23 protein-coding genes are annotated in these 24,701 nt (G+C 61.4%); 18 read left to right on the top strand and 5 right to left on the bottom strand.

The window, feature by feature from the left end:
- Positions 1-109: 109 nt before the first annotated feature.
- Complete coding sequence (locus tag HUS66_RS16660) at positions 110-1,057, bottom strand: LysR family transcriptional regulator (RefSeq protein WP_175072318.1); 948 nt, start codon at positions 1,055-1,057, stop codon at positions 110-112.
- A gap of 214 nt (positions 1,058-1,271) precedes the next feature.
- On the opposite strand from HUS66_RS16660, the gene HUS66_RS16655 reads away from it, so the two are divergent.
- The 16 genes from HUS66_RS16655 to HUS66_RS16580 all read left to right on the top strand — a co-directional run bounded on the left by HUS66_RS16655 (position 1,272) and on the right by HUS66_RS16580 (position 17,125).
- Positions 1,272-1,541, top strand: a complete 270-nt coding sequence (locus HUS66_RS16655) for a hypothetical protein (RefSeq protein ID WP_175072317.1) — start codon at positions 1,272-1,274, stop codon at positions 1,539-1,541.
- A 134-nt stretch (positions 1,542-1,675) separates the two neighbouring features.
- Positions 1,676-2,683 (top strand): TRAP transporter substrate-binding protein, encoded by a 1,008-nt coding sequence (locus tag HUS66_RS16650; RefSeq protein WP_175072316.1) that lies wholly within the window; start codon positions 1,676-1,678, stop codon positions 2,681-2,683.
- Positions 2,684-2,782: 99 nt separating this feature from the next.
- The gene (locus tag HUS66_RS16645) at positions 2,783-3,295 is read left to right on the top strand and encodes a TRAP transporter small permease (RefSeq protein ID WP_175072315.1); all 513 of its coding nucleotides are present in this window, start codon (positions 2,783-2,785) and stop codon (positions 3,293-3,295) included.
- Positions 3,292-4,566 (top strand): TRAP transporter large permease, encoded by a 1,275-nt coding sequence (locus HUS66_RS16640; RefSeq protein ID WP_175072314.1) that lies wholly within the window; start codon positions 3,292-3,294, stop codon positions 4,564-4,566. Before HUS66_RS16645 ends, HUS66_RS16640 begins: the two co-directional genes overlap by 4 nt.
- Before the next feature lie 101 nt (positions 4,567-4,667).
- Positions 4,668-5,555, top strand: a complete 888-nt coding sequence (locus tag HUS66_RS16635; RefSeq protein WP_175072313.1) for an NAD(P)-dependent oxidoreductase — start codon at positions 4,668-4,670, stop codon at positions 5,553-5,555.
- Positions 5,556-5,742: 187 nt separating this feature from the next.
- The gene (locus tag HUS66_RS16630; RefSeq protein WP_175072312.1) at positions 5,743-6,546 is read left to right on the top strand and encodes an enoyl-CoA hydratase/isomerase family protein; all 804 of its coding nucleotides are present in this window, start codon (positions 5,743-5,745) and stop codon (positions 6,544-6,546) included.
- Positions 6,543-7,700, top strand: a complete 1,158-nt coding sequence (locus tag HUS66_RS16625) for a CaiB/BaiF CoA transferase family protein (RefSeq protein WP_175072311.1) — start codon at positions 6,543-6,545, stop codon at positions 7,698-7,700. The genes HUS66_RS16630 and HUS66_RS16625 overlap by 4 nt, the downstream gene beginning before the upstream one ends.
- A gap of 79 nt (positions 7,701-7,779) precedes the next feature.
- Positions 7,780-9,246, top strand: a complete 1,467-nt coding sequence (locus HUS66_RS16620; RefSeq protein WP_254628886.1) for an aldehyde dehydrogenase family protein — start codon at positions 7,780-7,782, stop codon at positions 9,244-9,246.
- A gap of 68 nt (positions 9,247-9,314) precedes the next feature.
- Positions 9,315-10,232 (top strand): ketopantoate reductase family protein, encoded by a 918-nt coding sequence (locus HUS66_RS16615; RefSeq protein ID WP_175072310.1) that lies wholly within the window; start codon positions 9,315-9,317, stop codon positions 10,230-10,232.
- Positions 10,229-11,086, top strand: coding sequence for a PhzF family phenazine biosynthesis protein (locus HUS66_RS16610; RefSeq protein WP_175072309.1), 858 nt, complete (start codon positions 10,229-10,231; stop codon positions 11,084-11,086). Before HUS66_RS16615 ends, HUS66_RS16610 begins: the two co-directional genes overlap by 4 nt.
- Before the next feature lie 2 nt (positions 11,087-11,088).
- Entirely contained in the window at positions 11,089-11,547 is a 459-nt protein-coding gene (locus HUS66_RS16605) for a RidA family protein (protein ID WP_175072308.1), read from the top strand.
- Between the two features lie 65 nt (positions 11,548-11,612).
- Entirely contained in the window at positions 11,613-13,085 is a 1,473-nt protein-coding gene (locus HUS66_RS16600) for an alanine/glycine:cation symporter family protein (protein WP_175072307.1), read from the top strand.
- 97 nt (positions 13,086-13,182) lie between these two features.
- The gene (locus HUS66_RS16595; RefSeq protein ID WP_175072306.1) at positions 13,183-13,518 is read left to right on the top strand and encodes an EthD family reductase; all 336 of its coding nucleotides are present in this window, start codon (positions 13,183-13,185) and stop codon (positions 13,516-13,518) included.
- Positions 13,519-13,772: 254 nt separating this feature from the next.
- Positions 13,773-14,975 (top strand): CaiB/BaiF CoA transferase family protein, encoded by a 1,203-nt coding sequence (locus HUS66_RS16590; RefSeq protein ID WP_175072305.1) that lies wholly within the window; start codon positions 13,773-13,775, stop codon positions 14,973-14,975.
- A gap of 17 nt (positions 14,976-14,992) precedes the next feature.
- Positions 14,993-15,808, top strand: coding sequence for an HpcH/HpaI aldolase/citrate lyase family protein (locus tag HUS66_RS16585; protein WP_175072304.1), 816 nt, complete (start codon positions 14,993-14,995; stop codon positions 15,806-15,808).
- Between the two features lie 303 nt (positions 15,809-16,111).
- Positions 16,112-17,125, top strand: a complete 1,014-nt coding sequence (locus HUS66_RS16580; RefSeq protein ID WP_175072303.1) for an isocitrate dehydrogenase — start codon at positions 16,112-16,114, stop codon at positions 17,123-17,125.
- An 82-nt stretch (positions 17,126-17,207) separates the two neighbouring features.
- Here the strand turns inward: HUS66_RS16580 and HUS66_RS16575 are convergent, their stop codons facing one another.
- Positions 17,208-17,786 carry a CIA30 family protein gene (locus HUS66_RS16575; protein ID WP_254628885.1) on the bottom strand — a complete coding sequence of 193 codons (579 nt, stop codon included), beginning with the start codon at positions 17,784-17,786 and terminating at the stop codon, positions 17,208-17,210.
- A 194-nt stretch (positions 17,787-17,980) separates the two neighbouring features.
- On the opposite strand from HUS66_RS16575, the gene HUS66_RS16570 reads away from it, so the two are divergent.
- Complete coding sequence (locus HUS66_RS16570; RefSeq protein WP_175072302.1) at positions 17,981-19,099, top strand: alkene reductase; 1,119 nt, start codon at positions 17,981-17,983, stop codon at positions 19,097-19,099.
- A gap of 215 nt (positions 19,100-19,314) precedes the next feature.
- Positions 19,315-19,746, top strand: a complete 432-nt coding sequence (locus HUS66_RS16565; protein WP_175072301.1) for a DUF3617 domain-containing protein — start codon at positions 19,315-19,317, stop codon at positions 19,744-19,746.
- Positions 19,747-19,797: 51 nt separating this feature from the next.
- Here the strand turns inward: HUS66_RS16565 and HUS66_RS16560 are convergent, their stop codons facing one another.
- The 3 genes from HUS66_RS16560 to HUS66_RS16550 all read right to left on the bottom strand — a co-directional run bounded on the left by HUS66_RS16560 (position 19,798) and on the right by HUS66_RS16550 (position 24,502).
- Positions 19,798-20,214: an STAS/SEC14 domain-containing protein gene (locus HUS66_RS16560; protein ID WP_175072300.1), complete on the bottom strand. Its 417-nt coding sequence runs from the start codon at positions 20,212-20,214 to the stop codon at positions 19,798-19,800.
- Positions 20,215-20,330: 116 nt separating this feature from the next.
- Positions 20,331-23,429: an efflux RND transporter permease subunit gene (locus HUS66_RS16555; RefSeq protein ID WP_175072299.1), complete on the bottom strand. Its 3,099-nt coding sequence runs from the start codon at positions 23,427-23,429 to the stop codon at positions 20,331-20,333.
- A complete protein-coding gene (locus HUS66_RS16550; RefSeq protein ID WP_175072298.1) occupies positions 23,429-24,502 on the bottom strand; it encodes an efflux RND transporter periplasmic adaptor subunit in 1,074 nt (357 codons plus the stop codon). The genes HUS66_RS16555 and HUS66_RS16550 overlap by 1 nt, the downstream gene beginning before the upstream one ends.
- Positions 24,503-24,701 lie beyond the last annotated feature (199 nt).

Here is a 24,701-nt window from a genome sequence, read left to right as displayed (position 1 = left end):
CCAACAAGGGAAGGCCATGCGGGTCGGGGGGACAATCTGTTTTGATGATTTACGGACTTATAGCTCCGGCGTCGACAACTAATCAGGGAATCAATAATACATGGCTCGGTTACTTGTCAGGAGTGGGGTCTTCAGAAGCGCCGGTGTGATTCAGTTGTTCCTTGAATATCCTAGCCAAAGCAACTGATGGTTCACTTAATACCTCTCCTTTGAGGGTTGCGATACCAATATCCCTAACGATTTGTGGTTCCGTCAGCGGCAGCATGCGTACCTCCTGCGCCATCTTGGCTGGGACTGCCAGTTTCGGCACGATGCCGATACCCAGCCCCGATGCCGCGAGATCAACAAGAGTGGCCGCCTGCCTGACGCTGCATGCGATGTTGAGTGATTGACGACAACTCTCCAGGAATTCGGTCAACAACATAGAGGTTTCTCTTTGGTCATGCAGAGCAATGACGGGCATGCCTTGCATGACCAATAAAGGCAGTTTAGCGAGGTGCTCCAGGGACAGGGCATCAGGCAGGCCAGGGAAATGATGAACGGAGACCAGTGCGACGAGGGGTTCTCGCAACAGGCGCTTGAACGTGAGGTCAGATTTTGCTTGTACAAAAGGCGTAATGCCGAAATCGATTTCACGATTTCTTACCGCAGGGAGGAGGGTGGTCGATGTCATTTCCCTAATATGTAGCGATACATCAGGGAAACTAGCACGAAACTGTGTCAAAACGGATGCGAGTGTGTTGGCCGCCACCGTGGGGGCGCAGCCGAAGACCACGCGTCCTTTTCTGCGCTCAGCAGCATCACGTGCCTCCGCAATGCCTGTTTCCAAGCTCTTCATTGAATCCTGCACGTGTTCCAGAAGCGTCGCACCGTCAGGTGTCGGTGTGACGTTGCGCGTCGTGCGTTCGAGGAGCTTCAAGCCGATCTGGCCTTCGAGCTCTGATATTTGCATGCTGATCGCAGAGGACGTGCGTCCCAACTCCTCCGCTGCACGCTTGAAGCTGCGCAACTGGGCAACGCGTGCGAAGGTGTGCAAGAGCTTAAGGTTGATGGACATGGCATTCTTCCTCCTCTAGAGAGCATAGCGCATGATCATACCATCTGAAAGGTTGTCGATATTGATCAGCTAGGCTGAATAATTTGCTTTGGATCTTGTCACTACTCAAAAGATGCTAGGTGTTCAGGAAACACTCATAGCGGCCTTAACTCTGTTCAAAAAACTCAGTGCTAAAACCTCAGTTTTCAAAAACCTCAGTTCGCTCGGATAAGTGATGCACTTGATTAAGTACGAGGTGTGTCGCTTTAAATGGCTATTTTTACATGTCTCCGATTCATTTTTTTTAGTGGGGTCTTTGAGTTTTTTGTTAATAGATATTGCATCGCTGGATGCCGTGTCCGGCATTAAATTCCATGTGGGCTGGTTGTTTAATCGGATTGGTAAGCAAATCTGTATAAATATTAAGATTAATCACATTGCCGCTTGTGAGTGTGAGCCTTACAGTCAAGGTGGTGCTGAAGATAACGGCGAGCTAAAAAAATAAGACCATCGCCCATTTCTTTTAATCTCAACTCAGGTTGCGGAATCGTTAAGGCTTTTATGCCCGAAATGACCTGGCTCAGGTCCTAGGTGATCGGGAGCAGCCTACGCGTTGCAATATAAGATGAGGTAACAACAATGAAACCACCGTTCGCACGCCACTCGCTCACTGGAGCCCTGATCTGCGCCACATCTGTGGCGCTATCCGCCGTCAGCCTCGACGCTGACGCCCAGTCGGTCACCATTGCCCACGCCACTTCTGACAGTTCGTCCTACTCGAAAGGTGTCGATGCCTTCAAGGCGACCCTGGAAAAGCTCAGTGATGGCCAGTTCACCGTCACCGAGCAGCCCGCTGGTGCGCTGGGTGGAGAGCGCTCGATGATCGAGGGGCTGCAGATCGGCACCATCGATGGGGTCATCACCTCGACCGGGCCCTTGGGCAATTTCGTCCCGGAGACCTATGTGCTCGACCTGCCGTTTCTGTTCGATGACTACCAGCAGGCGCGCTGCGTGTTGGATGGCCCGATCGGTCAGGAACTGCTCGACAAGATCGACCAGAACAACCTGGTGGGGCTGGCATGGACCGAGAATGGCTTCCGCCATATGACCAACAGCCAGCGCAGCATCAGAACGCCGGACGATGTGGAAGGGCTCAAGCTTCGCACCATGGAGAACAAGGTGCACATGGCGGCCTTCAAGGCGATGGGCGCGCATCCCACGCCGATGGCATTTCCTGAGCTGTTTACTGCGCTGCAGCAGGGCACCGTCGACGGTCAGGAAAACCCCATCTCGGTGATTCTCACGAGCAATCTCTGGGAGGCTCAGGACTACCTGTCGCTTACTGGGCACGTCTATTCCCCGGCCATCATGCTGGCCTCCCCGGTGCTCTGGGGAGAGCTCTCTGACGAGGAGAAGGACTGGTTCCGCGAGGCCGCAAAGGCCGGGACACAGGCGACGCGTGCTGATGTGTCGCGGCTCGAGACCGACGGGGTCAAGACGCTAGAGGATCACGGCATGACAGTGATCCGGGATATCGATAAGGCACCGTTCCGCAAGGCCGTCCAACCCGCCTACAAGATCTACACCGATGAGTACGGCAGCGAGATGTTGGATCGCATTCATGGCAGCGCCTGCTTCAACCGCTGAGCCAGTTCCCCGGCATTTGCCGGCATCCAATAACAATTTAGCTTCCCGGTGCTTGACACTTCTCAACGTGCCGGGAGGGTCTGCGCAATGGTGTCCTCGATGCTGCAATTTCTTTTTCATATTGAACGGCAGACAACGCGCCTGGCACTTCTCGGTGCTGTCATAATGCTGACGGTATCTGTGGCCCTGGGGTTCTATCAGGTGCTTACACGCTTTGTTTTTGATGCCCCTTCCACTTGGTCTGAGGTGGTTTCCAGGTCCGCGATGATCTGGTGTGTCTTTCTGGGGGCCGCTCCGGGGTTTCGGGGAGGCCACATGATGTCCGTCGAGGTTATCTACAAACTGATACCAGAGTGTCGGCTTGTTTGGCTCGAAGTATTTATTGCGGGTTGTAGTGCTCTGGTTCTGCTGGTGCTGATTTACTTCGGTACCTTGATGACGCTTCGCGTGCAACCGCAGATGCTATCAGGCCTGGACGTTTCTATTGCCTGGGCCTATTCCGCCCTGCCGGTTGGGTCTGGCTTTACGCTGATTGCAGTCGTGGCTCGCCTGGTTGCTCAATTCAAAGGGGGAGTGCCTATTGCTCCCACTCAAGAGGGGGAGCGGGCATGAATGCTGCCATCGGACTATCGTTGATTATTCTTTTTGGCCTGGGTGTTCCCATTGCCATTTCTATTGTGCTGGCATCGATCATCGGTATTGAGTTCTTCTCCCAGTTACCACTGTTGTTGATCCCTCAGCAAATGTTTGTGGGCATTGATCACTTTCCGCTGATGGCGATTCCTTTTTTCATCCTGGCGGGCAACCTCATGGCTTCTGGGGGCATTTCCCGGCGACTGGTAGATCTTGCGAAAGCCATGGTGGGAGGTCTGCAAGGCGGCCTTGCCATGACGTGTGTTCTGACTTGCATGATGTTTGCGGCGGTTTCCGGCTCCAGTGTGGCGACGACCTTTGCCATTGGGTCGATCCTTATTCCGGCGATGGTGAAACATGACTATCCGCGTCCCTTGGCGGCTTCCATACAGGCATCTTCCGCTGAGTTGGGGGTCTTGATTCCACCTTCCATTCCTCTGATTCTTTACGGTGTGAGCACTAATACTTCCATTGGCAAGCTATTTATTGCGGGTATTGGCCCCGGGCTTCTGATTGGCGGCGCATTGCTGATCTTCCTGTTCCTGTTCTGCAAGAAACGTGGATATGGCCTGCGTGATAGAGAGGATCGTCATGATTTTATAACGGCATTAAGGCGCTCTTGGGTAGCCCTGCTGATGCCCGTAGTGGTGATAGGGGGTATTTATGGAGGCGTTTTCACACCCACTGAAGCATCAGCCGTGGCAGTGATCTATGCGTTAATTGTAGGAGGGCTGATTTATCGAGAACTCGCCTGGTCGGAGCTTTTTCCGATTTTTCGAGAAAGTGTGATCTCTACGGCAGCGGTGATGTTGATCATCGCGGCGGCGGCGCTGTTCAGCTTTCTGATCAGTCGTTCAGGGTTGCCCGGTGAAGTGGCCGCTTGGGTGACGACAATGTTCGAGACTCCCATCGCCTTCCTGCTTGCTGTCAACGTGATGCTACTGGTTGTTGGAATGTTCATAGAGACCTCGGCAGCCATCCTGGTATTAGCGCCTATTTTTACTCCTATCGCGGTTCAGTATGGTATCGATCCTGTCCACTTTGGCCTGATCATTGTCGTGAACCTGGCGTTGGGTATGTTTACGCCACCGCTTGGCGTGAATTTGTTTGCAGCCTGTGCAGTGGCAAAACTGTCTATTGATCAGTTGCTGCCTTGGTTGATGCGATTCGTGCTTTTGGTACTCGGGTGTCTTTTGGCTATTACATACATGCCTTGGATTTCCATGGGGCTGGTGGATCTTCTTTATTGATTGAAAGCAGTTGAGGGGATGCCTTTTATGAATTTAGAAGGTGTGAACTAAGCAAGGCTGCTGATTGTTAAGCCTGAAATAAAACCTGAAAGGTGAGTCATATGAAAGCTATTGGAGTGATCGGTGTTGGGCTGATGGGCCACGGCATCGCCAGGAACATCGTCGGCAAAGGCTGGAATCTGCACTTTCTCGACCAGCCAGGCAACCAGCCGACCGCCGATCTGGTCGAACAGGGTGCCACTCCCTGGCCAACTGCGACCGACGTGGCGGCCAATTGCGATGTGCTGATCCTGTGCGTGACCGGTACGCCTCAGGTCGAGGACGTGCTGGTGGGTAACGGTGCCGCACTGGCCGCGCTGCAGCCGGGCGCGATCGTGGTCGACTGTTCGACGGCGATTCCGAGCTCGACCCGGGCGCTGGCCGAAAGGGTCAGGGAGAAGGGCTGCGAGTTTGTCGATGCCGCGATGACCCGAACGCCGAAGGAGGCCGAGGAAGGGCGGCTCAACCTGCTGGTGGGGGGCGAGAAGGCGGTCATCGAGCGGATCCGCCCGCTGCTGGAGAGTTTCGCCGAGAACATCTTCGTTGCCGGCGGCGTCGGTAGTGGCCACCAGTTGAAGCTGGTCCATAACATCGTCTCGCTGGGGACCGTGACCCTGATCGCGGAAGTGGCCGCCTGCGCCATCCAGGATGGCATGGACGTGGACGCCATGGTGGACTGCCTGAGAAAAGGCGGCGCCGGGGGCGCGGCACTGGAGCGGGTCGCGCCCTATATCCTGGAAGGCAATGCCGACCTGCTGCGTTTCACCATCCAGAACGCCTACAAGGATGCCGGCTACTACGACCAGATGGCCGAGGAGTCCGGTGCGTCACGCCAAGTGGCCCGGGCCATTCACGACACCCTGGGCGCCCTCGTCGAGCGTGGCGATGGAGGCGCCTTCATGCCGGAACAGGTGAGCCTGCTGCAGAAAACGCCATTCCAGACGTCTTGATAGGAAGCGTGCCTGCACAGCGGATCGGCACGCATGGAAAGCGATCGGCTTTATTGATAAGTAATTATTAGTAGTTGTTAAGAATATTAAGTTTGTCTGAATATAAGCGTCGCCCTAACCTCGTTACATACAGGTATTCCGCCGTGGCGCATCGTTTGCCGTCAGCGGCTCGAGAGGGAAAAACGAGATGACCGAAACCTATATCGCCTGTGAAGTCAGCGGCCATATCGCAACGATTACGTTGCAGAACCCGCCGCTCAATCTCTTCAAGATCGAGATGACCGGGCAGCTCGATGCCGTTCTCGAGACGCTGCGCCACGACGACAGCGTGCGTGCGGTCGTGCTGACCGGCTCCGGCAAGGCGTTCTGCGCCGGTTCCGATATCGCCGAATTCGAGCAGTTTCACCTGCCCGGGCAGGTCGTCGAGCGCAAATTGCGCCGTCAGAATGCTGTCTTCCAGAAACTGGACGCTTTTCCCAAGCCGGTGGTGGCCGCCATCCACGGCCTCGCCTTCGGAGGCGGCCTGGAAATCGCCCTGTGCTGCGACCTGATCGTCGCCGAAAGCGACAGCCGGTTCGCGCTGCCCGAGATGCGTCTGGGGGTGTTCCCCAGCAGCGGCGGGCCATACCGGGCCGTGCGTCGGATCGGGGAAGGCCGGACCAAGCAACTGATCTTTCTCACCGAATCGGTGGATGCCGACACTGCGCTGCAGTGGGGCCTGGTCGACCGCATCGCCGCCAAGGGCGAGTCGCTGGAAGCCGGACGGGCGCTGGCGGCGGAGATGGCCAAGCGCCCGGCGTTGGCGTTCGCGCTGTGCAAGCCGCTGATCGACGAGGCCACCCGGTTGTCCTTGCCGGAGCTGATCGCGCGATCGCTGGAGGCCAGCGATGCGGTCTTTACCTCCGCCGACTGTCAGGAGGGCGTGCGCGCCTTCTTCGCCAAGGAGACCCCCGATTTCAACCCGATCCCAGCCACGCCGGAGGCCCCATGAAGCCGCTTGAAGGATTGAAGATCGTGACCGTCGAGCATTTTGCCGCCGGGCCCTACGGATCGATGCTGCTGGCCGACCTGGGAGCGACGGTGATCAAGGTGGAGAACGTCAAGACCGGCGGTGATCCGGCGCGGCGCCTGGGGCCGCACTTCCTGGGCGATAACGACAGCCTGGTCTTCCAGGGTTGGAATACCTGCAAGCAGAGCCTGGCCCTGGACCTCAAGGACCCGGACGACCGTCGAGCCTTCGAGAGCGTGGTCCGGACCGCCGATGCGGTGATGAACAACCTGCGCGGCGACCAGCCGGGCAGGATCGGCCTCGATTACGCCAGCCTCAAGCACCTGAATCCGGAGTTGGTTTGTCTGCATATCTCCGCCTACGGTCGCAACAACTCGCGCGCCGCCTGGCCGGGCTACGACTACCTGATGCAGGCGGAGGCCGGGCTGATGCACCTGACCGGCGACCCCAGCGCCGACCCGACGCGCTTCGGCGTGTCGATCATCGACTTCATGACCGGCACGCTCGGCGTCACCGGGCTCCTTGCCGGGGTGCTCAAGGCCCGGACGTCCGGCGAGGGCAGCGACGTCGACGTTAGCCTGTTCGATGTCGCGCTGCACCAGCTCGGCTACGTCGGCACCTGGTATCTCAACGAGGGCGTCGAATCCAACCGGGTGCCCCGCGGTTCCCACATGTCCGTCTCGCCGGTACAGACGTTCACTTCCGCCGACGGCTGGCTCTACGTCATGTGCATGACCGAGCAGTTCTGGCGGCTCATGCTGGAGAAGCTCGGGCGCCAGGATCTGGCCGAGGATCCGCGTTTCGTCGACCAGAACCTGCGTTCCCGCCATCGCGATGAGCTGACCCCGATCCTCGACCAGGAGTTCGCCCGTCAGCCCACCAAACATTGGCTGAAAATTTTCGAGGGGATCCTGCCGATCGCCCCGATCTACACGGTGAAGGAGGCGCTGGACAACCCCTTCGTACAGGAGGTCGAGATGATCTCCGAGGTCCCGCATTCCTCACGCCCGGACATGCGCCTGCTGGCCAGTCCGTTGCGCTTCAATGGCCAGCGGCCACAGCAGAGGGTGGGTAGCGCCTTCGGGGCCGACAATGCCGATATTCTGAATGCCGACGCGCGGCCGGTGAACGGCTGAATAGCGTCAAGGTTAGCGCGTGGTCGCCGCCCGGCGTGGCCCGCCAAGACAAAAGCCAAGATAAAAAGAGGAGTCACCTATGAACGACATGACCTCGATGGACGGGCTATCTATCCCTGAACCGTTGAATCTGATCGCGGGCGAGTGGGTGCCCTCGCGAAGCGGGCGGGTGATGCCCGTCGTCTCGCCGATCGACGGCGCGCAGTTTGCGCAGATCGCCGACAGCGATGCCGAGGATATCGAATCGGCCGTGGCCTCGGCGAGAGAGGCATTTGCAAATGGTCCCTGGGCGACGCTGACGGCGGCGGAACGCGGGCGACTGCTGGCCCGGCTCGCCGCGCGTATTCTCGAAGAGGCGGAGTCGTTGGCGCAACTCGAGACCAAGGACAACGGCAAGCCGATCAAGCAGGCACGTGCCGATATGACGATTCTGGCGCGTTACTTCGAGTTCTATGGCGGCGCGGCGGACAAGTTCCACGGTGAACTCATCCCCTTCCTCGAAGGCTACGACGTCGCCATGTACCGCGAGCCCCACGGCGTCGTGGGGGTGATCGTGCCGTGGAATTATCCGGCTCAGCAGATCGGGCGCTCGGTGGCGCCGGCGCTGGCCATGGGCAACACCGTGGTGCTCAAGCCGTCGGAGGATGCCTGCCTGAGCGGTCTGCGCGTCGCCCAACTGGCTCGAGAGGTCGGGTTTCCTGCAGGGGTGTTCAACGTCGTGACCGGTCGTGGCGATGTCGTTGGCAAGGCACTGTCCGAGCATCGCGGCGTCGACTTTCTCTCATTCACCGGCTCGCCGGAGGTCGGCACTCTGGTGCAGATCGCGGCGGCCAAGAACTACGTGGGCTGCACCCTGGAACTGGGCGGGAAATCCCCACAGTTGGTATTCGAAGACGCGGATCTGACGGCGGCGCTCCCGGTGCTGGTCAATGCCCTGGTGCAGAATGCCGGCCAGACCTGCTCGGCGGGCAGCCGCGTGCTGGTGCAGCGCTCGATCTACGATCGGGTGGTGGCGGAACTGAAAACGCGCTTCGAGGCGATAGAGGTCGGGCCCTCCGACGAGTCGGTCATCATGGGGCCTCTCATCTCCGCCAAGCAGCAGCAGCGGGTCGAGCGTTACATCGCCGAGGCCGACGCGCCGGTGATCGCCCGGGGGCGGATCGGCTCGGCGGCGCCGGCGGAGGGGTTCTATGTCGCGCCGGTGGTCTTCGGACCGTGCGACCCGGCTTCCACCATCGCCCAGGAAGAGATCTTCGGGCCGGTGCTCTGCGTCATTCCCTTCGACGACGAGGCAGAGGCGGTCGCCATCGCCAACGGCACCGACTACGGCCTGGTGGCGGCGCTCTGGACCCGCGACGGCGCGCGCCAGAAGCGAGTTGCCAAGGCGCTCCACTGTGGTCAGGTGTTCATCAACAACTATGGTGCCGCGGGCGGCGTCGAACTGCCTTTCGGCGGCGTGCGGAAATCGGGTCACGGGCGCGAGAAAGGCTTCGTCGCCCTGCATGAGTTCTCGCGAATCAAGACGGTCGTCAACCATTACGGATGACGGCGTGTCCGGCAAGCCGCTGGCCAGTGGCCGGGCGAAGCCGGAGTGACGCCTAAAGGAGAAAGTTCATGAAAATCGCCATCGTGGGAGCTGGCGCGGTCGGCTGCTACTACGGCGCCATGCTGGCGCTGGCCGGACACCAGGTCGTGCTGGTGGGGCGTGCCGCCTTCGTCGAGGCGGTGTCCCGCAACGGCCTGATCCTGGAGAAGCACGGCGAGCGCCGGGTCGCCTCGGTGGAGGCCAGCAGTGACCCGGCGGCGATCGCCGGGGCCGAGCTGGCGATGGTCTGCGTGAAGTCCGGCGACACCGAGCGCGCCGGGCGGGAGATGGCGCCGCATCTGAGCCCGTCCTGCATCGTGCTCAGCCTGCAGAACGGGGTCTCCAATGCCGCAACACTGGAGACCCTTCTCGGCCGGCCGGTGATGCCGGTGGTGGTCTACGTGGCCAGTCGCATGAACGGAGCCGGCGTGGTGCGCCATGAAGGTCGCGGGGAGCTGGAGCTGTCCGGAGAGCGGGCGCACGAGGTGGCGGGGGTTCTCAACGCGGCCGGCGTCGAGACCCAGGTCGGCGAAGACGCCATGGCGTCGCTGTGGGCCAAGCTGGTGGTGAACTGCGCCATCAACCCGCTCTCGGCGATCACTCGCCTGCCCTACGGCAAGATGGTAGAGCAGGACGGCATATCGCAACTGATGGAAGAGATCGCCGGCGAGGCGATCGCCGTCGCCCGGGCGGAGGGGATCGCCGTGCCGGATGGGGTATTCGAGACCCTTCGCGCCATTCCCACGTCGATGGCCGAGCAGTACTCGTCGACGGCTCAGGACCTGATGAACGGCAAGCCCACGGAGATCGATTTCCTCAACGGGGAGATCGTCGCGCGTGCCGCTCGGCATGATATCGCCGTCCCCCTCAACCGCACCCTGACGCTGCTGGTCAAGAGTGCGGAGCGGTTCGGTGTCAACGACCTGACAGGAAACATGGAACGATGAAGCTACAGCATATCGCCGCCTTCTCCGCCGAGGGGCGGGGCGGCAATCCGGCGGGGGTGGTGCTGTGCGATGTCCTGCCCGCCGCCGAGCGGATGCAGGCACTGGCCGCCGAGGTCGGTTATTCGGAGACGGCATTTGCCGCGCCCGCCGGCGATGGCTGGCGAGTGCGCTACTTCGCGCCCGGCGTCGAGGTCGATTTCTGCGGTCACGCCACGATCGCGCTGGGTGCCGCGCTCGCCAGCCAACAGGGGCCGGGGCTGTTTCCGCTCGAACTCAACAAGGCCAGGATCACCGTCGAGGGCCATCTCTCTACAACGCGGTGGGGGGCCTCCCTGCAGTCGCCGTCGACCCGCAGCGGCCCGGTGTCGGAGCCGCTCCTCGAGGAGGCGCTGGCACTCTTCGGGCTGGGGCCGGACGATCTCGACCCGCGGATACCCGCGGCGATCGCCCATGGCGGCGGTGATCATCTGATCCTGGCGCTGAACGCTCGCGAGCGGTTGCGGACGATGCAGTATGACCTCGCTCAGGGGCGCGCACTGGCCGCCCGCGAGGGGCTCGTCACCTTCAACCTGGTCCATGCCGACACCGCACGGCACTTCCACGCCCGTAATCCGTTCCCGTTCGGTGGCGTCTACGAGGACCCGGCCACCGGGGCGGCGGCGGCCGCACTGGCCGGCTACCTGCGCGACCTCGACTGGCCGCACGAGGGCGCCATCGTCATTCATCAGGGGGAGGACATGGGCGTGCCTTCCCGCCTGGAAGCCGGCATCCCGCCCGAGCGGGGTGCCAGCATTCGCGTCTCCGGAGACACTCGCGTGCTCCGCGAGCCATCCATCATCGATAGCAAGGAGTGAACATGACACCGGAACAGACACTGGATTCGTTGGGACTCGTTCTGCCAGCAGCCCCCGAACCGCTGGCGCAGTACCGCCCGGTCAAGCGGGTGGGCGACATGCTGTACCTGTCCGGCCAGGTCCCCCGCAATGCCGACGGCACCCTCGTCACCGGCCGGATGGGCCAGGACACCTCGATCGACGACGGATACGCGGCGGCGCGCAACGTCGGCCTGCAGCTGCTGGCGGTTGCCAAGTCGGCGGTCGACGACCTGTCGCGCATCGAGATCGCCAAGGTGACCGGCATGGTCAACGCCGATCCCGATTTCCGCGATCACGCCAAGGTGATCAATGGCTGCTCGGATCTGTTCACCGAGGTGCTGGGCGAGGCCGGTTTCCATGCCCGCTCCGCCGTCGGCATGGGGTCGCTGCCGCTGGGCGTGGTCGTCGAAATCGAGGCCATTATCGCCATCAGGTCGTAAATCGGCATCAGCTACTGACAAGAAGCAATGAGTCCCTCCCAAGACAATAACAACGGAGACATTACATGCTCGACCTACTCAATGAGTTGCTCTGGGGCAAGCTGCTGCTGGTGCTACTGGTCGCCGTCGGCATCGGTTTCACGGTCGCCTCGCGTGGCGTCCAGTTTCGCTACTTCGGCCGCATGTTTCGCGTGCTCGGCTCAGGCCAGGCCTTCAAGCGCGAACAGCGCGGCCACCTCAGTTCCTTCCAGGCGCTGGTGCTGTCCGTCGCCGGCCGCGTCGGCGGCGGCAACATCGCCGGTGTCGCGGTCGCCATCACCCTGGGTGGGCCCGGGGCGATCTTCTGGATGTGGCTGGTCGGCCTGATGGGCATGGCCACCAGTTTCCTGGAGTGCACCCTGGCCCAGACCTACAAGCAGGCCGAAGGGGATGGCACCTACCGCGGTGGGCCGGCGTACTACATCACCCGGGGGCTCGGTCGGCGCTGGAAGTGGCTGGCGAACGTCTACGCCGTACTGTTGCTGCTCACGTTCGGCCTCGCCTTCACCGGCGTGCAGTCCTACGCCGCGGCCACCTCCCTGGCGGACGCCTTCGGCTTTCCGGTCCTGGCTTCCGGCATCACGCTCGCCGTGATCGTCGGGCTGATCATCTTCGGCGGCATCAAGCGCATCGTCCGTATCTCCGACCTAGTGGTGCCGGTGATGGCCGTGGGCTACCTGCTGGTAACGCTGGTCGTGCTGGTCATGAACGTCGACAAGCTGCCCGGTGTGATCGCGCTGATCTTCCATAGCGCCTTCGGTCTCGAACCGGCGGTGGGCGGCGGCATCGGCGCTGCCATCATGATGGGGCTCAAGCGGGGACTCTTCTCCAACGAGGCGGGGCTGGGCAGTGCTCCTAACGTGGCCGCGGTGGCCTATGTGCCCCACCCGGTCAACCAGGGCATCGTGCAGGCCTTCTCGGTCTTCATCGACACCCTGCTCATCTGTTCCTGTACCGCTTTTCTGATCCTTCTCAGTGGGGTCTATGCCCCCGGCATGGACAACGATCTGAGTGTCGTGGCCCTGACCCAGGCGGCCATGGCCGAGCATGTCGGCGCCTGGGGCAGGTCATTCGTCAGCGTCGCGCTGCTGTTGTTCGTCTTCAGCTCGATTCTCTACAACTACTATCTGGGCGAGAACAGCCTGTATTACTTCAGCCCCAATAATCGCTTGCTGACGACGCTCTATCGGGGGTTCGTGGTGATCCTGGTGGGCTGGAGTGCAACCCGCGACCTGAGTTCGGTATTCGGCTTCGCCGACGTGACCATGGGGCTGCTGGCGGTCGCCAACCTGGTTGCCCTGATTCTGCTGTTCAAGCCGGGCCTGGCCATCCTCCGGGATTATGATGACCAGGTTCGACAGGGCATCGACCAGCCAATATTCGATGTCAGGCAGCACCCCGGGCTCGATCTGGATCCGAATTCTTGGCAGAGCGAGTCGAGTGAAGTAGAGACCGGCCAGAAAGGTATTAAAGGTGAATCTGCACTACCCGGTGGCTGAATCATGGGCCCAAGCAAGGCCTCGCATTCGTCAGTTAGGCCTTGCTGGGCCACTTCCGGTGAGCGGGAACCATTACCACGAAGCATAGGGGAATACCATGTCTTATCAATGCGTCAAACGCCTCGGGCTCGTCGTCAAAAAGTCCGGCATGTCCCAGGAAGCGTTCGAGAAGCACTGGCTGACCGTGCATGCGGATCTTTGCAAGCAGTTGCCCGGCATGCTGCGTTATTCGGTGAACCTCGTCAGTCGCGAGGAGTTTCCCGAGTTCGGCTATGACGGTTTTTCCGAACTCTGGTTTCGCTCCGAGGAAGCGTTGAACGCGTCGCTCGCCAGCCCCGAGGGCAAGACCTTGCTGGCGGACCTGCCGAACTTCACGGAATCCATCTACCCCATACTGAGTCACGAGTATCAGCATATCTGGTCCGGCCAGTGACAGGGCGCGCCTACGCGACCAACTGGGCGGATTCCCATTATTGAAGTCATTAATCGCATGGCTTGATCTGTTCTTAGTCGAGTTTTCTCCCGTCGGCGTGTCTCTCGGGTCGGTGTCGGTCGCGCTCTCAATGGGAAATTACCGACTTGGCCGGCGGGAGTTTTTAACCATATCGAGCAGCTCTGAAAATTGGCCCCAGATACCGGGGCGCAATACCACGATTCTTCGGTCAATTTTCGACAACAGGAGTGACTATGCAAAGCTCAGCCTCATCTCGTCCCTTGGACGGCATCACGGTCGTCAGCCTGGAGCATGCCATCGCGGCTCCCTTCTGTACTCGTCAATTGGCCGATCTCGGTGCTCGAGTGATCAAGGTGGAAAGACCCGACGTCGGCGACTTTGCTCGCGGCTACGACACGCGAGTCGAGGGCTTGGCGTCTCATTTCGTCTGGACCAATCGCTCCAAGGAGAGCCTGACGCTCAACGTCAAGGCCGATGATGCCGACGACATCATGCAACGACTGCTTCAGGACGCCGACGTGCTGGTTCAGAACCTGGCCCCTGGCGCCTCGGCGCGTCTTGGCTTGTCGTTCGAGACCCTTCACGAGCGCTTCCCTCGGCTGATCGTTTGCGACATCTCGGGTTACGGCGATGACGGCCCCTACCGGGACAAGAAGGCTTACGATCTGCTGATTCAGAGCGAGGCCGGTTTCCTGTCCACGACGGGGTTGCCCGGTGACGACGGCATGGTCAAGGCGGGGTGCTCCATCGCCGATATTTCAGCCGGCATGTATGCCTACTCGAGTGTGCTCTCCGCGCTGCTACTTCGCGGGCGGACCGGATTGGGCAGTCATATCGACGTCTCGATGCTGGAGAGCTTGACCGAATGGATGAGCTATCCGCTGTACTACGCCTACAACGGCGCCGAGCCCCCCGCGCGTGCCGGCGCCTCCCACTCGACGATTTATCCCTATGGTCCCTTTCCGGCAGGCGATGGCCAGACGGTGATCCTGGGGTTGCAGAACGAGCGTGAGTGGCAGGCCTTCTGCGAGGTTGTGCTGCAGGATGCGTCGTTGGTCGGCGATGCCCGCTTCTCCAACAATGCCAAGCGCTCGGCCAATCGTGAGGAACTGCGCGCGCTGATCTGTACTGCCTTCGCGGACTTGAGTGCCGAGCAGGTTATCGCTCGGCTCGAGCAAGCCAAAATCGCCAATGCTCACGTCAACGACATGCATGGCGTGTGGCAGCACCCGCAGCTCGAGGCCCGCCAGCGCTGGGTCGAGGTGAACTCCTCGGCAGGCCCGTTGCCGGCGTTACTTCCCCCCGGCCGCAACAATGCCTATACGCCGCGGATGGCTGGAGTTCCCGCCTTGGGTGAGCACAGTACCCAACTCCTGAGGGAACTGGGCTTCAGTGATAATGCCATCAGTGACTTCAAGTCCCGCGGCGTGATTTGACATACAAGGAAATTTCCATGCACCTGACCCAGCAACGCTCCTTTCTGTTCGTCCCTGCCACGCGTCCCGAGCGCATCACCAAGGCTCTCGCCAGCGAGGCGGATCGGGTCATCGTCGATCTTGAAGATGCCGTTGCCCCGCATGACAAGGACAAGGCCCGTTCCCTGCTGCACGATTATCTCGCCTCGACGCCCAAGGGGGAGGTGCTCGTGCGCGTCAACTCGCTATCTGCAGAGATCGAGAAAGACTTGGTCCTCTGCGAGGAATTTCCAAGTGTCGCGGGTATCATGCTGCCCAAGGCCGAGACTTGCCGTCAGATCGAAAGGGTCGCCGAGGTCGGTAAACCGATATGGCCGATCATCGAGTCAGCGCGAGGCCTGGTTGCCCTGGAGACCCTTGCTAGCAGCAGAGGAATCGCACAGCTGACTTTCGGGGCGCTGGACTTGATGACGGATTTGAATCTTGAGCCGAACACGCCAGGCGCAGCGGCTATCTTGGATCAGTGTCGCTATCGGTTGGTCGTATGCTCACGTTCGGCTTTATTGCCACCGCCGATCGAAAGCGTCGTCGCCGATATTCACGACACCGAGCAGGTGGAACGGGTGGCGCGAAGAGCCGTCGAAATGGGCTTTTCCGGGATGCTCTCTATTCATCCCAACCAGATAGCGCCTATCCATCAAGCGTTCACCCCCAGTGATGAGGCGCTTGCATGGGCCGGTCGCGTGCTGGATATCGCCGAAACCGTTGATGGCGCCTTCCAACTCGATGGCCAGATGGTGGATGAACCGGTGATCAATCGCGCCAAGTCACTGCTGGCTCGCGCTGGACGCTGAGTCATGGGGGAAGATGCCTCGACCGTTTCGACAGAGGCTCTAAGAATTGGGGGCTAATATTTCAGGCTGTATAGGGGCATTCTATATACTGCCTCGCCCGGGCTCACAGCATGTGCCCATAGCATCGTGCCCACTGGGTGGAGGCTCCTCGTGGTCATCATCATGATGAGATATTAATCATTTCGCCTGCTTGAGGCTTGGTTTCTGGTCAGCGGATCGACATTCTGACACTCTCACGTCACTTGTAGGCGCCAGCGTAGAGACCACGCTGCTCAATGATTCACCCACCCAAGGAGACTCGCTATGCCCCAGACTATCGCCGTCATCAAGGGAGATGGTATTGGCCCTGAGATCATGGATGCCACGCTAAAGGTGCTCGATGCCCTGGACTGTGGCTTTGATTATGAGGTGATCGAGGCTGGCCTCGGGGCGCTGGAGAAGCACGGCACCTTGATTCCCCAGGCGTCGCTGGACAGCATCGCCGAGCACGGCCTGGCCCTTAAAGGTCCGCTGACCACACCGGTGGGTAAGGGGTTCTCTTCCATCAACGTTCAGCTGCGTCGCCATTTCGATCTGTACGCCAATGTGCGCCCGGCGATCAGCTTCCCGGGCACGCGCTCGCGCTATGATGACATCGACCTCATCACGGTGCGCGAGAACACAGAAGGCGCCTACATGGCCGAAGGCCAAAGCTTGAGTGAGGATGGCGAGACGGCGGTCGCTAGTATCAAGACCACTCGCAAGGGGTCCGAGCGGATCGTGCGCCATGCCTTTGAGCTGGCGCGTGCCAAGGGGCGCAAGAAAGTCACGGCGGTCCATAAGGCCAACATCATCAAGTCGAGCTCCGGGCTCTTTCTCGATGTCGCTCGAGAAGTCGCTGAGGATTTTCCTGAGATCGAGTTCCAGGAAATGATCGTCGACAATGCCTGTATGCAACTGGTGATGAATCCCCATCAGTTCGATGTCATCGTCACCACTAACCTGTTCGGCGATATTCTCTCCGATCTTTGCGCGGGTCTGGTCGGCGGCCTGGGGATGGCACCGGGAGCCAACATTGGCAAGCAGGCGGCCATCTTCGAGGCGGTACACGGCTCGGCGCCGGACATCGCCGGTAAAGGCGTGGCCAACCCCTGTGCTCTGCTGCTGGCCGCGGCGGAAATGCTGGACTACCTGGACATGAAGGACAAAGGCACGCGGATTCGCACCGCTATCCGCGCGGTGCTCGAGAGCTCTCGTGAGGAAGTGACACCAGACCTGGGTGGCAGCGGAACGACCGAGACCTTCGCTAATGCCTTGGTGGCGGCCGTCAAGAACTGAGCCCCCTGTGACTCTCGCCCTGGGTCCTCTACCCAGGGCGAGTCAATCACTCTGTTCGTTGCTTCCTAATCCTGAGCACCCGCTATTGCGCGCCTCTCTCGGCACTTGCGCCGTCTGTCGATGTCAGCGAGAAAGCGGCGGCCACTCGATCTATCCGCAGGCAGAAGGGGCCAGCGGAGCGATCGGCAATCAGGAAGCCGATCTGGTGAATATCTTCAGGCGCCAGGGGCGGTGCGTCACTCAATACGGTGCCTCGCCTCACGGCCTCGAATGCCGCCCATGGGAAGGTGAGCGTCTGCCAGGCATTCGTGGCCGGAGTGAAGGCCACTCGGTAAGCACTGGAATCGCCAAGCGCTGCGCTTTTCAGGCGCAATTGGTAGCTGCGACCATCGCCACGCACGGTGATGGCGATGCCCTTGGCCTGGGTAAAGCCTGATTCCGTTCCGTCCGGTTGGCGTCGCACGGATGCAAACCCACCGCCGTTCTCCAGCGACACTTCGCCATGGAAGCGCCCGTTGCCCTGTGAAACGCTGAACCCACTTTGCGAGACGCCGCCCATCACGCCGTCATTCACCGCATACCAACGCTGTTGTTCCTGCGGATCGTTGAATCTCAGTTCCATCATCGCTCCTTTGGTCTCTGCCCTCGTCGCTGCCTGCATTACCGCGTCTTGGCGCCACCATCATCGTCGTTGTGCCACGCCCCTGAGCCGCCATGAATTTTAATTACTGCACTAATAATTAGCGTGGGGTAGTCAGCTCTCCAAGGTTACTAGTAAACTGGTCTAATCAAAGCAGGCGAGGATCGCAAGCATGCGAATCCAAGCCTTGAATCTATTGTAACGGGAGTTGCCGAATGGCTTACGATACCCTGCTGACACCGACTCGTTTGGGCAGCCTGACGATACCTAACCGCATTCTGATGGCGCCGCTGACTCGTGCCCGCACGCCAGATAGTGTCCCGGGCAAGCTGCAGGAAGCCTACTACGGCCAGCGTGCCGGTGCCGGGCTTATCATCAGTGAGGCGACCAACATTTCCCCGACGGCTCGCGGTTATGTGTATACACCGGGCATCTGGACCGACGAGCAGGAAGCCGGCTGGAAGGGCGTTGTGGATGCCGTGCATGCCAAGGGCGGTCGTATGGCGCTGCAGCTGTGGCACGTCGGTCGCGTCTCTCACGAGATGGTGCAGCCCGATGGCCAGGCCCCGGTGGCGCCGAGCGCGCTGAAGGGCGAGGGCGCTCAGTGCTTCGTGGAATTCGAGGACGGCACCGCCGGCCGGCACGAGACCAGCACGCCGCGGGCGCTGGAAACCGATGAAATTCCCGGTATCGTCGAGGACTATCGCCAGGCGGCCATTCGCGCCAAGCGGGCAGGCTTCGACATGATCGAGGTGCACGCCGCCAACGCCTATCTGCTCAACCAGTTCCTGGCTACTGGTACCAATAAGCGCACCGATCAGTACGGCGGTTCGCTGGAAAACCGCGCACGCTTCCCGCTTGAGGTGGTCGATGCGGTGGCCGAGGTGTTTGGTCCCCAGCGCACCGGTATTCGCCTGACGCCGTTCATCGAGCTGTTCGGGCTGACCGATGACGAATCCGAGGCGATGACCTTCTATCTGCTCGAACAGCTGTCCAAGCGCGGCCTCGCCTATGTGCACGTCAACGAGCCCGACTGGGCCGGTGGCGACATCAAGTTCAGCGATGATTTCCGTCGTGCGCTGCGTGCCCGCTTCACCGGCAGTCTGATCTTCTGCGGGCACTACGACGCCGAGCGTGGTGAGCGCATCATCAATGACGGCATCGCCGATGCAGTGGCGATCGGGCGTTCCTACATCGCCAACCCGGATCTGGTCGAGCGCTTCCGCGTGGGTGCCGAGCTCAACGAGCCGGACTCCGAGACCTTCTATGGTGGTGACGAGAAGGGCTATACCGATTATCCGTTTGTAGATAACGGCTTCGATCGCCGCGCCTGACTCGCGGGCCTTGTGAGGTTTTGCGTAAAAGCCTCGGTCCAATGCTCTGTTTTTTGGCCCCCTCGTCGAGGGGGCTTTTTTCATGGGCGTGAGGTCAGGCGGGCGACAAGCGAACTGGCGAGAGATACCTGGCAGCTGTGTGAGTTGCCGAAAGCGGTTCTGGGAACGGGACTCTGGACTACGCTTGGAAAACCGCCCTTGAGGGAGTCGTTGCCATGCAACCTGCTTTTCTATTCGCCATTGCCCTGCTGATCTCGCCTGCCATGCTGCTCGCTCAGGATGACACCCCGAATCTGGTGCCCGGGATGTGGGCGTTCAGCAGCATGACCCATGTCGAGGGAGACTTGCCGATTCCCGATCAGACGGAATCCCATCAGGAATGCCTGACCGACGCCGACATCGCCGATGCCCAGCGCTCGCTGATTCAGGACCAGGATGGTTGTGAGGTGATCGAGTCGACCAGCAGTCGGGAGCGCATGGATTACCGCATGGTCTGTCGGGGTTCCGGCGGTGAGGCCAACATCGATGGCAACCTGCGTTTCCTCGGCGAGCGGGCCGAGGGCAGCGTAGACGTGGATACCACCACCCAGATGGGGGCGCTCAAGATGCACACCACCATCGAGGCTCAGCGGATGGGCGAATGCTGAGCCACAGAGCCTGTTGCCGTGAATCTGTGAGTGCTGCCAAGCTGTGAGCCGCTAACCGGCCGCTGCCTCGTCGGCACCGGCAGCTTGGGGAGCTTGAGGCAGCTGGCGAACCCATTCCTTGGCATGGTCCCTGTGGTGGGTATCGAAGATGCGCACCTCGAAGGGTTTGAAGAGATGGTTCTCGAGCGTCGCCAGCGGACGCAGCCAGTTGTGATCGGTGACCACGGCCGCGCGATGATAATGGGCCATATCGCCGATTTGGGTTAGTCCGTAGCCCAGGTCGCGCAGCATGGCGGTCAGGGTCATCCAGCGCATCTCGTCGATCTCGGTGTAAAGGCTGATTCGGGGATGCGCCTTCTTCAGCGCTTCAATGGCGTCGATGGCTTCCTGCAGGTCATCGGCGCTTACCCGTCCGCTGGCGCGCAGGGCGACGACATGGTTGGCCCCAGAGGGCAGAAATTCGATCATGGCAGTGATTCCTCTCGACTGGCGGTCGGCTGCAGAAGTATCGCCTGGCAACTCGGGTGAAAGCATCATCCCATTGTGTAGCATAGCAGCCGCCACGCCGTTGCTCTGGCTGGCGTTCAGCTCTCCATTTCTCTCTCCAGGCGCTGGGCGACCGCCTGCGGCGAGCCGGTGTGCCGGGCCAGCAGGTCGTAGGCCACCGGCACCACGAACAGGGTGAACAGGGTCGCCGCAGCGACGCCGCTGAGAATCACGATGCCGATCACCAGCCGGGTTTCGGCGCCGGGGCCGGTGGACAGAATCAACGGCACGGCACCGGCCATGGTGGTCACGGCGGTCATCAGAATCGGCCGTAGTCGAGTCACCGATGCCTCGATCAGGGCATCACGGAAGGCGCTGCCCTGATCGCGTAGCTGGTTGGCGAACTCCACGATCAGGATGCCGTTCTTGGCGGCGAGCCCAACCAGCATGACGAGCCCTACTTGGCTATATAGATTCAGCGATTGCCCGGCAAGATAGAGCCCCAGCAGGGCGCCGCACAGTGCCAGCGGCACGGTGAACATGATCACCAGCGGGTGCACCAGGCTCTCGAACTGGCCCGCCAGCACCAGAAATACCACCAGCACCCCGAGCAGCAGCAGGAAGGTGGTGGCGCCGCTTGCTTCCATGAAATCCCGCGAGGCGCCCTTGAGGTCGGTCTGGGCTTCTGCGGGCAGGAGTTCGTCGACGCTTTCTTGCAGGTAGGCCAGGGCCTCGCCGAGCGGATAGCCCTCGGCCAGGTCGGCCTCCAGGGTGATGGCACGAATGCGGTTGAAGCGGTTGAGGGTACTGGGGCCGGCGAAGTCGGTCAGCGTCACCAGGCTTGCCAAGGGAATCAGCTCGCCGCTGCGCGCCGAGCGCACCTGAATGCTGTCCAGCGAACGCGGGCTTTGCGTGTCGCGGGGCTCGCCTTCCAGTATCACCTCGTATTCCTCGCCGTCATCGACGTAGCGGGTGACGTTGCGCCCGCCAAGCAGCGTCTCGAGAGTGCGACCGATCTCGCTGACGGTGACCCCGAGCTCGGCGGCACGCGGGTAGTCGATATCCACTCGCAGCTGGGGCTGCGTCTCCTCATAGTCGCTGTCCAGCCCGGTCAGGCGCGGATTGTCGGTGCGGATATGCTCGATCAAACGGTCCCGCCAGTCGGCCAGTTCTTCATAGGTGCCGCCGCCGAGCACGAACTGCACGGGTTTCTCCACCCGACCGCCAAACCCCTGGCGCATCACCGGGAAAGTGCGCACCCCGGGCAGGCCCGAGAGTCGGTTGCGAACATCATCCATGATCGCCCAGGCCGAGCGTCGCTCGCCCCAGTCGGGCAGGCCGACAATCGCGAAGCCGTCGTTGAAGGTCTCGATGTTGCCATAGCCCCGTGGTGCGCGAATCAGTACCCGGTCGACGTCGCCGGTCTCGATCATCGGCAGCAGCCGGGTCTCGATCTCGTTCATGTAGTCGAGCATGTAGTCGTAGCTGGCGCCGGGCGGGCCATTGACCAGCAGGAAGAAGTTGCCGCGATCTTCCTTGGGGGTGTATTCGCGGGGCAGCTCCGTTGAGAGCCAGCCGGCGCCGCCCAGCATGGCCAGAAACAGTGCGGCGACCAGCAAGCGCATCTTGAGCACGCGGACCAGCACTGTGCGGTAAAGCTGCTGGCTGACCTTGAGCAGGCGCTGGACACCGATGGCCAGGCGGCTCTCGTGCATACCGGGGCTAAGCAGCTTGGAAGCCATCATCGGCGTCAGGGTCAGGGCCAGCAGGCTCGAGATGACCACGGCAGCGGATAGCGTCAGTGCAAATTCGCCGAACAGCCGGCCGATGTCGCCCTCAAGGAAGCTCAGCGGCACGAAGACCGCCACCAGCACCAGGGTGGTGGCGATCACCGCGAAGGCAATCTGGCGGCTGCCGCGGAAGGCGGCCACCAGCGGCGTCTCGCCATATTGCTGCATGCGCCGATGGATGTTCTCGAGCACCACGATGGCGTCATCGACGATCAGGCCGATGGCCAGTACCAGAGCCAGCAGCGTCAGCAGGTTGATGGTGAAGCCGAATACCGCCAGGGCAATGAAGGTGCCGATCACTGCAATCGGCACCGTGACCGCAGGGATCAGGGTGGTGCGCAGGTTGCCAAGAAACAGAAAGATCACCACCACCACCAGGCCCATGGCGATAAACAGCGTCGCCACCACTTGGCTGATGGCGCCTGACACGAAGACAGAGGCATCGAAGTTGAGGCGCAGGCTCAGCCCCTCTGGGAGTGTCTTCTGCAGGCGTTGCATTTCGGCGCGCACGCCTTGGGCGAGGTCCAGCACATTGGCGGTGGATTGCTTGATCATGCCCAGGCCGACCATTGGCACGCCGTTGCCGCGAAAGATGGTGCGTTCCTCGACCGCGCCGATCTCGACCCTGGCAACATCGCCAAGCCGTACCAGATCACCAGCGGCGCCTTCGGCAAGCACCAGCCCCTGGAAATCGTCGGCGGTGGCGAAGCTTCGGGGCAGGCGGACCACGAACTGACGGTCTTCGGAGGTGATGGCGCCGCCGGGCAGTTCGACGTTTTCGTCGCGCAGAGCATCCTCGACGTCGCCGACGCTCAGGTTGCGGGCGGCCAGGGCATTGCGGTCGAGCCAGAGGCGCATGGCGTAATCGCGTCCGCCGCCGACGCGCACCTGCGAGACCCCGGGCTGTACCGACAGCCGATCGACCAGATAGCGGTTGGCGTAGTCGGTGAGCTCTTCCATCGAATAGCCTTCGCCTGACAGGCTCAGCCACACCACCACTTCCGAGCTGCTGTCGGCCTTCTGGATCTCCGGCGGCTCGGCCTCATCCGGCAGGTTGCCCCGGGCCCCTGATATGCGGTCGCGCATGTCGTTGGCTGCGGCGTCGATATCCTGGTCGAGGCCGAACTCGACGGTGATCTCGGATTCGCCATCCTGGCTCGACGAGCTGATGGTCTGGATGCCCTCGATACCGGAGATACGGTCCTCGAGCACCTGGGTGATGCGGGTCTCGACGACGCTTGACGAGGCGCCTGGATAGCGAGTGTCTACGCTGACGATAGGCGGGTCGATGGCCGGGTATTCCTGCAGCGGCAAGCGTTCCAGGGCCAGCAGGCCGAAGGCCACGATCAAGGCGGCCAGTACGCTTGCCAATACCGGGCGTTGAACGGAAATATCGGACAGGCGCATCAGGCATCATCCGCTTTGTCTGCGGCGGCCGCGTCCGGTCGGCTGCGTTTGAGAATGTCCGCGACCGTGGTCGAGGCATCGACGATGCCCAACACCTCGACGGCCTGCCCATCGCGGGTGGACTGGCTGCCATGAATCACCACCAGATCGCCGGCAGCAAGGCCGTCTAGAACTTCTACGCGGCCGGCACGGCGGGCGCCGATGGTTACATTCCGCAGCTGCGCCGTCATCTCGGCTTCATCGATCACCAGCAGCGACTGACGACGTCCTTCCGGAATCAATGCGGCTTCGGGGATGACCAGCGCCTGGCGTGACGCACCGTCGAGCGTGACCTCCATCAGCATACCGGGGCGCAGGCGTCGCCCGTCGTTGGGCAGCTTGGCGCGGACCGTGACGCTGCGGCTGACCGGGTCGATGCGGGTGCCGATGCTGGCGATCTGGCCCTGAAAGCGCTCGTCCGGGTAGGCCGGGCTATGCGCCGTGAGCGGTAGTCCTCTCGACAGCAGGCTGATGCGACTCTCCGGCACCTGGAAATCGAGCTTCATGACATCGAGCTTGTCCAGCGTCACCAGCGCCATGCCGGGGGTGACCAGGCTGCCGACGCTGATGTTGCGAAAGCCCACCTCGCCATCGTATGGCGCGCGCAGCCGGTGGGCATCCAGACGCGCCTCGATTTCGTCGATCTGTGCTTCGACCTGCCTCAGCTGCGCCTGACTGTCCTCGACATTGGCCCTGGGCGCCAGGTTGCGGGATTGCAGCTGGCTGGCGCGGGACAGCGCATTGCGTCGCTCGTCGCGCAGCGCCTGGGCGGCTCGCAACTGCGCCTGCTCCTCGCCGTCCTCCAGGCGGATCAGCACGTCGCCGGCGCTAACCCGCTGGCCATCCTCGAAGCTCACTTCGCTGATGATCTCGGTCACGGTCGCGGAAAGCGTCACGCTTTCATCCGCTCGCAGCGTGCCCAGCGCTTCCAGCTGTTCCGACCAGCTGCGGGTATCGGCACGGCTGGCAATGACCGTGCTGGGGGATGTTTGTCCCTGTGCTTGTGCCTGGGCTAGCGCGGGCAGCAGGGCCATCAGAAGCGCGAGCCATTCCACTGCCAGGCGCGAGCGGCGTGTCGTCCGTCGAAGTGGCAATCGTCGAGGGAGCAGCTTTGGCATCGAGAATGGCATCAAGGTGGCGTCTCTTGGTCAGGGCGAGTGGGAACAGGAAGGTTTGCCAGGCAAGGGGGCAGCGGTTTGACGTCGTCGCCTCAGTCGACGTCTCGTGAGCCTT

The organism is Onishia taeanensis, from assembly GCF_013349955.1.
In the GTDB taxonomy this organism is placed as follows: domain Bacteria; phylum Pseudomonadota; class Gammaproteobacteria; order Pseudomonadales; family Halomonadaceae; genus Onishia; species Onishia taeanensis_B.
This window is presented reverse-complemented; position numbering and strand designations above follow the sequence as displayed.